This window comes from Sphingomonas sp. UV9 (assembly GCF_004101245.1).
Taxonomy (GTDB): domain Bacteria; phylum Pseudomonadota; class Alphaproteobacteria; order Sphingomonadales; family Sphingomonadaceae; genus Sphingomonas.
In genome coordinates, this window is the sequence record NZ_SCIN01000001.1 from 357976 (window position 1) to 370579 (window position 12604).

Below are 12604 nucleotides of genomic sequence, written 5' to 3' on the forward strand. Positions count from 1 at the left end.
GTGGAATGGCGCAGGGCCTCCGGTTCATCGTGGCAGCGGGATGCGGTTATTGGCTTGGGTGATCTCCGGTTCGTCCTCCGACAGCGCGACGTGGACGGTCAGCGTTGCGGGATCGAGGCGGGCGGGGATCGCGAGCTTCACGGTCGCGGTTCGTGGATGAAGGTCGAGCGGCGCGGCTAGCGGTGGGATATTCGCCGACGCGACCGCTTTGCCGGCCGCGTCGACCAGATCCGCACGACCGCCCTTCGTATCCCTGGCGCCGAGGCTGTGGACGGTAACCGCAACGGTGCGGTCTCTCACGACGATGTCATCTGTGCCGATTCCGAGGTCCGCACGCTCGTCAACCGGCGTGCCGGCCTCGACCAAGGCGAAGTCGAACACCGTCGCGCCCGGCGCGAACGAGACGTCGGTGCCGGCGCTGCGTTCGAGCGTGACGGCCTGCGCGCTACCGATCGGCGAGAGCGTCTTGCCGCCGTCGGTGCTGCTCGACGCCTGCATCGACCAGCGCCCCGCGGCGACGGTCCAGGTTGACATCGTCGCGCGCTGGACATGATCGCTGGTGTTGTAGGCGATCACGCGGAACTTCGTGGGCGTCGCGCCCGGCAGGAGGATCGCGACGCGTTCGGCCGCGCCAGACTCGGCAAAGCGCCAGCTCACCGTGTTGCCGGGCCAGCTCTGGTTACGACGCAGCGCGATGCCACCGAGGCGTTCGCGTTGCAGGATCTCGCTGGGCTGATCGACGCGATCGCTCCACCAATGGCCCTCGGTGTACATGTCCATATGTTGCGACTTGTCGGCGATCGCGTCGGCGTGGAGCGCTTCCAGAGGCCCGGTGTCGCCGGTCGCGGCCCAAGCGGTGTAGCGCGCGAACGGGTCTCCGGATGGGCTCGCCGCCAGCTTGGTGCGGGCCGCAGCGCCGCCCGGCAGAGCGTCGAAGGCATTCTCGTTGAACTCGGCCAGCGCGCCCGGCCCGGCCTTGGCAAGCCGCGCCTCGATCGGCCGTAGATATCTGGCATCGCCGGTGTAGCGCCACGCCGCCCACGTCGCCTGCAACGAGGTGGTGACACCGCCGCCATCGCCGACCCGTTCGGCATCGGTCCGCCAGTTGATCTCGTTGGGATAACTCCAGCTACCATCCGCCGCCTGCTTGCCATGCGCCATCCAGCCGTCGATCACGCCGGTGACGAGCCCTCGCGCGAGCGGGTTGGCGTTGTAGAGGCCGACCAGCATCGGGCCGTGCATGACCGTGAAGGCATAGGGTTTCTGCCATTCCCACGCCCCTTCGCGGTACATTTTTCGCCCGCCATACCAGTTGCTGGCGAAGTGCATGTGTCCGGCCGGGTTCCTCAGGATCACACGGTGCAAGGCGCGCGTATTCTCCATCAGCCGCTCGACAGCCCTGGGTTCGCCCCAGTTGAGATACAGGCGTTCGGCGTTGCTGTTCAGGCCCTCCTCGTACGCATGGAGTTCGTCCGCGGTGATGGCGCCGAGCCCGTTCACGATCATGCCGTTCTTGTAGACCGCGTCGGACAGCCCGCGGAGCGACGCGTTGATCTTGTCAGGCTCGACACCCATCAGCGCAAGGCCGGGCCATTGCTGGGTGAGATCGGTATCGTCGGAAATGCCGCCGCCGAAATCGCCATAAGGGGCTTGCCGCTCGTCGATCCACCACATGACGAACTGGCGGACGCGCTTGAGGTCTTCGAGTTGGCGGAAGGCCCATAACGGTACGCCCGCGGGCGCGACCGGCTGGACGAACGCGGGTAGGTTTTCTGGGCGATAGTTGATGTCGGCCCAATAGGCGCGGGCGCGTACGTTGTCGGGGTCGACGCGGAGCAGGTCGGAGATGTCCGCGAACAGGCGCCGGTAGAGCCCGGCGCGCTTGGATGCGGTGTGTTCCTCGACGAGGAAGCCCCAATTGTCCTTCACCTGCGCCATGCGATCGGCGATGTGCTCGGGCAGGGCTTGCGCGCGGGGTTTGAAGACGAGACGGATCTTGGCGCCGTTGAGCGCGGTGGCGTCGAAATCCGGGGCGGCGCTGGCGATCGTCAGATAGAGGCTGTCGTTGGGCAGGATGCGGTCGCGCAGGTCGAGCCATAGCGTACGTGCCTCGCCCGGGCGGACCGAGACTGAAAGGTCGATCATGTCGCGCCCCGGCCAGATCGGATCCTTTACGCGGATGTTGAGCGCGATCAGGCCGCCAGCGTCGGTCTTTGCCTTGAGCGCAGGGATGTCGAGCGCGATACCGTCCAGGCCGTCGTTCAGATTCTGCCAGCCGTAATCGAACGCGCGGGCCAGCGGGCGATCGGGCAGCGCATCGCCGAAGCTCGCGGGGATCAGGATGTGGACGATCGGGGCGGCGTCGGCGCGGCGCACGGGCGCGCCGGTCGCACCGCCCGAGCCTGCGCCGACGGCGGCTTTCAGGCCGGCGGAGGGCATCGCGACGACGGCGCTGCGCTCGTCCGGCCCGAACCGACCCGCGATATAGGTATTGAGAGGTGCCAGTGCTGCTAGGTCTGGCGAGGCGGCGGTGTCGACGGTGTAGGACAGCTTGAAGCTGCCCGCGGGTTCGGCCCCCGCGCCGATGTCATAAGCCCAGAGTTCCTGGATCGGCTGTTCCTGCATCGTGTTGGTGAAGCTCAGCATGCCGCCGGAGCGGGCCGCGAACTGGTCGACGCTGCGCACGATTCCCTGGGCTCGGGTGGCGATCGGGCTGGTCCTGCTTCCGTCGCTCCAGTCGAGCCGACCATAGGCCGCGCCGCGGATCTCGACGCGGTTGACGCGTTCGCGCGGCGGGATCGTAAGGTCGTAGCGCTTGCCGCCTTCGACATAGGTGTTCCAATCGGGCAGCTCGAAATAATCGTCGCGGCCGGGCAGGCGGGAGCGATTGTAGACGCCGGGCCAGGTCGTCTCGGCGATGCCGTCGACACCTTTCCACATCCATTCCTTCAGGTCCTTCGCATCGGCGAACTCGACCTTCCGGACGCGCGTGACCGCGGCGTCGAGGACGGGTGGCGCGGCCTTGTCCCAGCCGTAGCGGTGGAGCCACGCGGTGCGTCGGGCGGCGGCATCGAGCGCGGGGGCGGGGGCGGGGGCGGGTTCACGCTTGGCCGCGAGCGCCGCGACGTCGCTGGTGGGCAGCATCCGGTCGTAGACGCGGATCTCGTCCAGGTCCGACCCGCGCATGAAATTGTAGCGGCTCTGGACTTGATGGGGCGACATAACCCTCCCCGCGAGGCCGAACTGATCCAGGCCGCTGTCGAGGTCGGCTTTCTGGTCCTTTCGCGCGACCAGCTTGCCATCGACATAGAGTTGCACGCCGACCGTCTCGCCCCAGGCAAAGGCGATATGCGACCAGGCGGTCGCGGCGGGCGATTGCGGAATCGTCCAGGACACCCGGACACGAGAGAGGTTGGCGTCGGTGACGAAGGCGTCGAAACCGTGGCCGTTCCAGTCGATCCGCAGGAACGCCATGTCCCAGCTCGAATGGTCCGCGAACCCGGTGCGGAAGATCACAAACGGGGCTTCCCCGACCGGCGTCCTCGATCGCCAGAAGAAGGCGAGCGTGCCGCGGTCCGCACGGATGTTGCCCGGCGCCTTCCACGCGACATACCCATCGTCCGCCCAGCGCGCCGCGCCACCGATCGCGCCATCCGCGACGACGTCTACGCCGCTGCGGAAATTGGGGACCGGGTCTCCGGCTGCATAGTCGGCGGTGAGGCTCTTGTCGGCGGAGGCGCGGAACAGGAGCCCGGTCGCATCCTGCGCGACGGCGGGCGCGATGCTGGCAACTGCCAATGCGAGGACGGACGCCGTGGTCGAACGCTTCAAGGCTCTCTCCCTAGGGCCGATCTGCATTGAGCGATTTGGCCAGATATTTCGTCATCTGAAGATTGCTCTCCCGCGAAGGCGGGAGCCCAGACTGGATTCCTGCCTTCGCGAGAGAACAAGGGGGCGGAGGATCAGCCCGCGTCCACTCTCGCCAAGCGCGGCGAAAGCAGGTGCACGACGGTGATCGCGATCAGGTACGTGCTGCCCGCGACGGCGAAGATCAGCGTGTAGCTCCCCGTGGTCTGCAGGATGTAGCCGGTGAACTTGGCCATCATCATGCCCCCGATCGCGCCGACCGTGCCGCCGATGCCGACGACCGACCCGACCGCCCCCCGCGGGAACATGTCCGACGGGATCGTGTATAGGTTCGCCGAGAACGCCTGGTGCGCTGCGGTAGCCAGCCCGACGATGCCGACCGCGAGCCAGAGATTGTCGACATATTGCGCGAAGAAGATCGGCATCACCAGGAACGCGCAGGCCAGCATCGTGATCTTTCGCGCGAAATTGGCGGAGTGGCCGCGCTTCATCAGCTTAGACGACGACCAGCCGCCGGCAACGCTGCCGACATCGGATAGCAGATAGATCGCGACCAGCGGAGGGCCGAAGCTCTTCAAGTCGAGATGATAGGTCTTGGCGAGGAAGTCCGGCGTCCAGAACAAGAAGAGCCACCAGATTGGATCGATCAGGAATTTGCCCAGCGCATACGCCCAAGTCTCGCGGTAGCCGAGCAGCTTGAGCCAGCCGATCTTCTTCGCCGGATCCGCCGGATCGCTCTCGATATGCGCGAGTTCGGCAGCCGACAGCTTGGCCACTTCGCGCGGGCGGCGATAGATCGCGATCCACGCGACGAGCCAAATCAGGCTGATCGCGCCCGTTATGATGAACGCCATCCGCCAGCCGAACGCGATCGTGATGATGGGGACGATCAGCGGCGTGATGACCGCGCCGATGTTGGCGCCTGCGTTGAACACGCCAGTCGCGAACGCGCGCTCCTTGGCGGGAAACCATTCGGAGACCGCCTTGATGCCTGCGGGAAAATTGCCCGCCTCGCCGAGGCCGAGCACGACGCGCGCCGCGGAGAACTGGAACGCGTTTCCCGCGAACCCGCAGAGCGTATGGCCGAGCGTCCAGATGACGAAGGCGACCGAATAGCCGATCCGCGCCCCGAGCACGTCGACGATCCGGCCGAAGCTCAGATAGCCGATCGCATAGGCGGCCTGGAACCAGAAGATGACGTCGGCATAGGTCGTCTCGTTCCAGCCGAGTTCGGCGGAAATGGTCGGCTTCAGCACGCCGATCATCTGGCGATCGACATAGTTGATCGCGGTAGCGGCGAACAACAGGCTGCAGATCAGCCAGCGATAGCGGCCGATATTGCCGCCTATTCCTGCATCGCCGCCCCCTCTTACGTCGGCTTTTACGTCGGTCGCGCCTACCTCCGGCATGTTCGCGCTCGCCATTGGCTTCTCTCCTGAAAGCAGCCTCTAACGGGCCTTGATGGTGCAGGTGACGGCGAACCGTCTGTCGAAACGCGCTTCGACCCGGTCGCCGATCGCAACCGGATGAACGCCGGTGACCGCGCCGGTCGAAACCCATTGTCCCGGCGACAACGCGATCCCGCGCGCTGCCAGATGTTCGAGCAGATAGCGGACCGCCCCGAACGGGCCATCGAGCATGGTCGTACTCGTGGCCGCACCGATCAAGGCGCCATTGATCCACAGTTCGACCGGCCAGTCGTTGATATCGCCAGTCCGCCATCCGTCAGCATCGGCACCGACGACCAGCCCGTTATTATTGCCGAAATCGGACACGGTCACCGTTGCGCCGAGATCGTTGATACCGGGGAAGGGCGAGCTCGCAATCTCGATACCGACATGCACCGCATCGACCATCGCACGCGCCTCGTCGATCGTGTAGCGGGACTTGGCCGGATCGGGCACGACGCCGATCCGCAGCAGGAATTCGGCTTCCGCGGCGGCAAACCCCTTGGCAAATACGGGCATCGCGACGGAATCCGCGTCGGCCGTCACGACCTGATCCGCAAAGATCGGCCCTGTCAGGCGGTCGATACCCTCCAGCGGCGGGTTGATCCGGCCGACCTTCCAGCCGGCAATCTTCCCGTTCACAAGGCGCAATGCTGCATCCTGCACGGCATAGCCTTCGTCCAGCGTGACGGGCACGGTCCCGGGGAACTCGGGCACAAGCCCACCATCCCGTCGTGCATCGACGAAGACCCGGGCGATGTGCCCGATATTGTCGGTCGTGTCCGGCTGTGCCGTCAAGAACCCCTCCTGTACGTAGCGTTGATCTACTTGGCCCCCGATCTATGGGAAACCGGTGTCATTGACAAGCGGCATGGCCTTTTATCGATGCGAATGCCTTTGAACCTGCACGAGACTGGTCGTTGCCAAGTTCGCGAGCTATGCCAGTGCGATGCAGAAGACCGGTCAGCCGACGATCAACGACGTGGCCCGGATCGCGGGCGTCTCCAAGAAGACGGTCAGTCGCGTGATCAACCGGTCGCCGCTACTCAACGACGACACGCGAAAGCGCGTCGAGGACGTGATCGGCGAACTTGGCTATATTCCCAATCCGCAAGCGCGCGCGCTGGCGCTTCGCCGTAATTTCCTGATCGGCCTGGTCCACGACAACCCCAATGCGCAGACCGTGCTGAACGTCCAGCAGGGCATGCTGGAGGCGTTGCATGGCACCGAATTCGAGATGGTGGTGCGGCCGCTCGATCGCGGATCGGCGACGATGCTCGACGATCTGCGGCATTTCCTCGAACGGCAGCGGCTGTTCGGCGTACTGCTGATGCCGCCCGTCAGCGAGAATGATTCGGTCGCCAAGCTGTGCGATTCGATCGGCTGTCGCTATGTCCGGATGGGCTCGGCGGTGATCGACGATACCGAGCATATGGTCGCGTCGAATGACCGAGAGGCCGTGAGGATTGCGACCGAATACCTGATCGAACAAGGGCATCGCCGGATCGGGCTGGTCGCAGGGCCACACGGGTTCCGGTCGGCGCGCGAGCGTCGCCTCGGGTTCGAGGATGCGCTGGCCGCCGCAGGAATTGCGCTTCCCCGCAGCATGATCGCGGACGGCAACTACACGTTCGAGTCGGGGCTGATCGCAGCGGAGCGACTGCTCGACGTGATGCCGCGGCCGACTGCGATCTTTTCGTCGAACGACGAGATGGCCGCGGGAATCATCCACGCGGCGCGGCAACGCGGACTCGATATCCCGCGCGATCTGTCGATCATCGGCTTCGACGATACACCGATCGCCGCGCATGTCTGGCCGCCGCTGACGACGGTCCGCTGGCCGATCGCGTCGATGGCGCGCTCGGCTGCGTTGAAATTGATCGCGGGCGTCGAGGACGGTAGCGATGGTGTGGAGGAGCCGTCCTTGTTTCTGTCCACACTGATCCGGCGGGCTTCAGTCGCGGCGCCGGGTGAACCCGACGTCCGATAATATGTCCAAGCCCGGTTGCGCTGATACCTGACACCGGTTACCAATGAGGTGTCGATCGCTCGGAAGCGACGTCGCACGCCGTGGGACCGGGAGGATGGTATGGCACACGCGCTGATATTGATCCCTGACCGTCCGCGTTTCGCCCTAATCCGTGAAGCGGGAAATCTTTGCCGATCGTCAGCCTGCGCTTCATATCCGAGCGACCTGATCCGACGAGAACGCCGACTGGACCGACGCGCCCACGTCATTGCCGGCGACTTGGCTCACGAATTGACGCGCGGCGAATTGACGCGCGGCCTCGTCTGTCGCGCCTGCCGTATCGACGAACCCCATTTCGCTGCGCAAGCGGCCTAACCGGAGCCCTTTATGTACGATCGCACCTATTACGCCACGCACCCCGCCATGATGGAATGCGTCTCCAACGATGAACTGCGCGACCGCTATCTGATCCAGGACCTGTTCCGCGACGGTGAATGCGTGCTCAACTACACGCACGCCGAGCGCTTCGTGATCGGCGGCGTCGCGGTAGCGAGCGGTAGCGTCAGGCTGCCCGACCAGGCTGAGCCAGCCTCGGCGGCGGGTCACCCGTTCCTCGAACGCCGCGAACTCGCGGTGGTCAATGTCGGCAAGGTGGACGGCACCGTGGCCGTCGATGGCGAGATGTTCACGCTCGGCAACAAGGACTGCCTGTACGTGACGATGGGCGCGAAGGACGTGCAGTTCTCCGGCGACGGTGCGCGCTTCTATCTGGCGTCGTGCCCCGCGCACAAGGCGTTCACGACGCGGGTGATCTCGGTCGGCGATGCCACCACGCTGGAGCGCGGTTCGCTGGAAGAATCGAACGAACGAACGATCTACCAGATGGTCATTCCCGGCATCTGCGACAGCGCACAGCTGGTCATGGGCCTCACCGTGTTGAAGCCCGGCTCGGTGTGGAACACGATGCCGCCGCACATCCATGAGCGTCGAAGCGAGATCTATTTCTACTTCGAACTCGACGATCTCGAGAAGGATCGCGTGTTCCATTACATGGGCGAGGGTGAGGCGACCCGACACATCGTCATGGCGAACGAGGAAGCGGTCATCAGCCCACCCTGGTCGATCCACATGGGCTCGGGCACCAAGGCCTATGCGTTCATCTGGGCGATGGCGGGCGAGAACCAGGATTATACCGACATGAACGTGCTGGATATCTGCCAGCTCGCGTAGACCTTCTCCCCCTCCCGCGTGCGGGAGGGGGCAGGGGGCGCGCGCGCTCGCCTCCACCGATCCGCTTGCTGAAAAGCGCGAGCCCCCCCCCGGCCCCTCCCGCATGGGTTCCCATCAAAGTATTACTTTGATGGGGCCCACCGGGAGGGGAGGAGACAAGCATGACGAACCCCTTCGACCTGACCGGCAAGGTCGCCATCGTCACCGGCGCGAACACCGGTATCGGCCAAGCGATCGCCGTGGCGCTCGCCGCCGCCGGCGCCGACGTGGCGTGCGTCGGTCGCACCGCCGCCGACGACACCGTCGCGCAGATCCGCGCGCTCGGCCGCAGGGCGGAGATCGTCTCTGCCGACCTGTCGACGATCGAGCCCGTGCAGCGCGTCGTCGACGAGACGGTGGCGAAGCTCGGCGGGCTCGACATCCTGATCAACAATGCCGGCATCATCCGCCGTGCCGACGCGGTCGATTTCACGGAGGCGGATTGGGACGCGGTTATCGACACCAACCTGAAGTCGGTATTTTTTCTGTGCCAGGCGACGGGACGGCACATGATCGCGCAAGGCTCGGGCAAGATCGTCAACATCGCCTCGATGCTGACCTTCCAGGGCGGCATCCGCGTGCCGAGCTACACCGCCTCCAAGTCGGGCATCGGCGGCCTGACCAAGTTGCTTGCCAACGAGTGGGCAGGCAAGGGCATCAACGTCAACGCGATCGCGCCGGGCTATATCGCCACGAACAATACCGCGGCGTTGCAGGCGGATGAGGTACGCAACGCATCGATCGTCGATCGCATTCCAGCAGGCAAATGGGGCGATGCGAGCGATCTCGGCGGTGCGGCGGTATTCCTGTCGTCGGCCGCGGCGAACTATGTCCAGGGTCATATCCTGGCGGTCGATGGCGGCTGGCTGGCACGATAAAGGCTGCCCCGCGCGGGGAAAGGGGGGCAGCTTCGCGCTGGTCGAGGGGGCTTTCGCGCACGTATCGGTCGTGGCACTCCCCTCCACCACCGCCAAGGCAGCGGTTCCCTCGCCCGTGCCGGGGAGGATCAGATGAAAGGGCGATATGGCTAAGTTTCTGGCGTTTGGCGAAATCATGCTGCGGCTGTCCCCGCCGGGACGCGAACTGTTGTTGCAGACGCCGAAGCTCGACATCTGGGTTGCCGGCGCGGAGGCCAACGTCGTCACCCAGCTCGCTCGGCTCGGCCACGACGTCGGCATGGCGACGATGGTGCCCGACAATGATCTTGGCCGCGCGGCGATCACGACCTTGCGCGGATATGGGGTGGACATGGCGACGACCTCGCTGGGTGGCGAGCGGATGGGGCTGTATTTCGTCACGTCGGGCGCCGGCCTGCGCGCGACCGAAGTGATCTACGATCGCGCCTGGTCGTCGTTCGCGGAGGCGTCAGTCGACGCCTGGGACTGGGATACGCTGCTCGCAGGTGTTGACCGCTTCCATCTGTCGGGGATCACGCCGGCGCTCGGCCCGGTTCCGGCGGAGAGCGCGCTCGCGGCCGTCCGCGCGGCGACGGATCGCGGCATCCCGGTGTCGTTCGACGGCAATTGGCGCGGCAAGCTGTGGGAGCGTTGGGACTCGGATCCGCGCGAGATCCTGACGGAGCTGGTCGCGCATGCCGATCTGATGTTCGGCAACCACCGCGATATCGCGCTGCTGCTCGGTCGCGACTTCTCGGGCGATGCGGAAGATCGGCGGCGCGAAGCGGCGACGGCGGCGTTCGAGGCGTTTCCGCGGTTGCAGACGATCGCGTCGACCGCGCGGCACGTCGAGCATGTCGATCTCCACCGCCTGTCCGCGCGGATCGACACGCGCGGGACGCATGTCCAGACCGACGAGGTCGTGCTCGCCGGGATCGTCGATCGGATCGGCGGCGGCGACGCGTTTGCGGCGGGTGTGCTGCACGGGCTGCGCTCTGGCGAGGATCTTGCCGACGTCGCGCGCATCGGCCTCGCACTCGCCGCGCTGAAGCACTCGCTGCCCGGCGATGCGAGCCTGTTCCGTCAAGCCGATATCGATGCATATCTGGCGGGCGGGCTCGATGTCCGCCGCTGACGGCTGGACGCGACGTGCCACGATCGGGGGCGCCGCGGCGCTGATGTTAGCGAGTGGGGCGCGGGCGGCAACGTCGGCGACGATCCGCGCGCCGGCCGGCGATTTCGTCGGTTCCTCCGATCGCAATGTCCGCGCATTCAGGGGGATACGCTACGGTCGCGCTGAGCGTTTCCATGCACCGATACGGGTTGCGCTGCCGGGCCAGACGCGCCCCGCGCAGACGTTTGGTCCGGTCTGTCCGCAATCGGGACCCTATGCGCCGCAGTCCGAGGACTGCCTGTTCCTCAATGTCTGGACCGCCGAGACCGATGCGCGCGCGAAGAAGCCGGTGATGGTCTATATCCACGGGGGCGCCTATTCGAACGGCAGCGTCACCGATCCCCTCAACGATGGCCAGGCGCTAGCAGCACGCGGTGATTGCGTGGTCGTAACGGTCAATCACCGGCTGAATGCGCTCGGCTATCTGTATCTCGCGCGGCTCGACCCGCGGTTCCCCGACAGCGGCAATGCGGGACAGCTCGACCTGATCCTCGCGCTGAAATGGGTGCGCGACAACATCGCGGCGTTCGGCGGCGATCCGGCGCGCGTCATGGTGTTCGGCCAGTCGGGCGGCGGTGCGAAGATCGCGACGATGATGGGGATGCCCGCCGCCGCCAGTCTGTTCCACCGCGCCGCGACGATGAGCGGCCAGCAGGTCACGGCGTCGGGGCCCCTCAACGCCACCGCCCGTGCGCGCGCCTATCTGGCGAAGCTGGGAGTGCCCGAGACCGACCTTTCGCCGTTGCTGACGATGCCCGTCCAGACGCTGGTCGAGGCGCTATCGGCCACCGATCCGATCATGGGCGGGGGTGTGTATTTCGGGCCGGTGCTCGACATGACGTGGCTGACCCGGCACCCGTTCTGGCCGGACGCGAACCCGCTCGGCAACCGCATCCCGATGATGCTGGGCAACGCGCACGACGAAACCCGCGGCTTCATCGGCCCGGATTCGGCGAAGGCGAGGGGGCTCGACTGGAGCAACGTCGCGGCGCGGATGGCGCCCGAGCTGAAGACCGACATCCTCCCCGAATGGGTCGTGGCGCAGTACCGCGCCCGCTATCCGGACTGGACGCCGAGCGACGTCCTCTACGCCGCGACCACCGCCGGGCGCAGCTGGCGCGGGCAGGTGATCGAGGCGGAGGCGCGCGCGGATGCGGGTGTGCCCGGCTGGGTCTATCAGGTCGACTTCGCCTCGCGAACGGACCCTCGGCAGGGGGCGTTCCACACGATGGATATCCCGCTGGTGTTCGGAACGCTGGCCGCGGCCGGATCGCAGACCGGTACTGCGGCTGACGCTCGTGCCGCGTCGAAGGCGATGCAGGACAGTTTCGTCGCGTTCGCGACCACTGGCGACCCCAACCGCACGGGTGCACCGGACTGGCCGCGATACGACCGCACCACGCGATCGACGATGATCTTCGACGCCCGGTCCAGGATCGAGAACGATCCGCGACGCTGGGAGCGCGAACTGTTCGCGCGCGTACCCTATATCCAGCCGGGAACCTGATCCTAGCGCGGGATCGGCTAGGCGATGATCAATACGAGCAGTTCGCTGCCGGTCTGACGGATGCCGATCGTCGCGCCGTCGAACAGATAGGTCGCGATGCCCGGTCCCGACCTCGTCGACGATGATCATAGGTCGCGATGCGGGCTGCTGGGCCAGGCTCGATGCGGGCCAGATCATCGCGACTGTCTGGGCCGTAAATCGGTACCGTTTCATACCCGCAGCTCCTGCTTCGTGCGATGTGGGACGCGGCGAGTTGACACGTCAAAGATCATGCGACATTGTTCTGACACCGGTTACCTAGGCAAAGAAGGAACGGTGGGGAGACCAGCAAGAGCTGGCTTTTGGGGAGAGGATCGGGTGCTGCCGTGCTCAGTAACGGCCCCAATTCTCCGCGATAATCAGGTCGGAAGCGCCGCGGCGGGACGTCGAGCGCGCAACCGGTGTCATCGGCGATCGCCGAACGGGGAGTGGATG

8 protein-coding genes are annotated in these 12604 nt (G+C 65.9%); 5 read left to right on the top strand and 3 right to left on the bottom strand.

What is annotated here, in order from left to right; translation table 11 throughout:
- Nucleotides 1-24: 24 nt before the first annotated feature.
- The 3 genes from EQZ23_RS01400 to EQZ23_RS01410 all read right to left on the bottom strand — a co-directional run bounded on the left by EQZ23_RS01400 (nucleotide 25) and on the right by EQZ23_RS01410 (nucleotide 6113).
- Entirely contained in the window at nucleotides 25-3831 is a 3807-nt protein-coding gene (locus EQZ23_RS01400; RefSeq protein ID WP_240663106.1) for a LamG domain-containing protein, read from the bottom strand.
- Between the two features lie 131 nt (nucleotides 3832-3962).
- Nucleotides 3963-5291, bottom strand: a complete 1329-nt coding sequence (locus tag EQZ23_RS01405; protein ID WP_128452696.1) for an MFS transporter — start codon at nucleotides 5289-5291, stop codon at nucleotides 3963-3965.
- Between the two features lie 24 nt (nucleotides 5292-5315).
- Nucleotides 5316-6113 (bottom strand): fumarylacetoacetate hydrolase family protein, encoded by a 798-nt coding sequence (locus EQZ23_RS01410; protein WP_128452697.1) that lies wholly within the window; start codon nucleotides 6111-6113, stop codon nucleotides 5316-5318.
- A gap of 151 nt (nucleotides 6114-6264) precedes the next feature.
- On the opposite strand from EQZ23_RS01410, the gene EQZ23_RS01415 reads away from it, so the two are divergent.
- The 5 genes from EQZ23_RS01415 (at nucleotide 6265) to EQZ23_RS01435 (ending at nucleotide 12130) form a co-directional block, all read left to right on the top strand.
- Nucleotides 6265-7305: a LacI family DNA-binding transcriptional regulator gene (locus EQZ23_RS01415; RefSeq protein ID WP_128452698.1), complete on the top strand. Its 1041-nt coding sequence runs from the start codon at nucleotides 6265-6267 to the stop codon at nucleotides 7303-7305.
- 366 nt (nucleotides 7306-7671) lie between these two features.
- Nucleotides 7672-8514, top strand: coding sequence for a 5-dehydro-4-deoxy-D-glucuronate isomerase (kduI, locus tag EQZ23_RS01420; RefSeq protein ID WP_128452699.1), 843 nt, complete (start codon nucleotides 7672-7674; stop codon nucleotides 8512-8514).
- Nucleotides 8515-8675: 161 nt separating this feature from the next.
- Nucleotides 8676-9431 (top strand): 2-dehydro-3-deoxy-D-gluconate 5-dehydrogenase KduD, encoded by a 756-nt coding sequence (gene kduD, locus EQZ23_RS01425; protein WP_128452700.1) that lies wholly within the window; start codon nucleotides 8676-8678, stop codon nucleotides 9429-9431.
- A 145-nt stretch (nucleotides 9432-9576) separates the two neighbouring features.
- Nucleotides 9577-10584, top strand: coding sequence for a sugar kinase (locus tag EQZ23_RS01430; RefSeq protein ID WP_128452701.1), 1008 nt, complete (start codon nucleotides 9577-9579; stop codon nucleotides 10582-10584).
- Nucleotides 10571-12130 (top strand): carboxylesterase/lipase family protein, encoded by a 1560-nt coding sequence (locus tag EQZ23_RS01435; RefSeq protein ID WP_128452702.1) that lies wholly within the window; start codon nucleotides 10571-10573, stop codon nucleotides 12128-12130. Before EQZ23_RS01430 ends, EQZ23_RS01435 begins: the two co-directional genes overlap by 14 nt.
- Nucleotides 12131-12604: the final 474 nt, after the last annotated feature.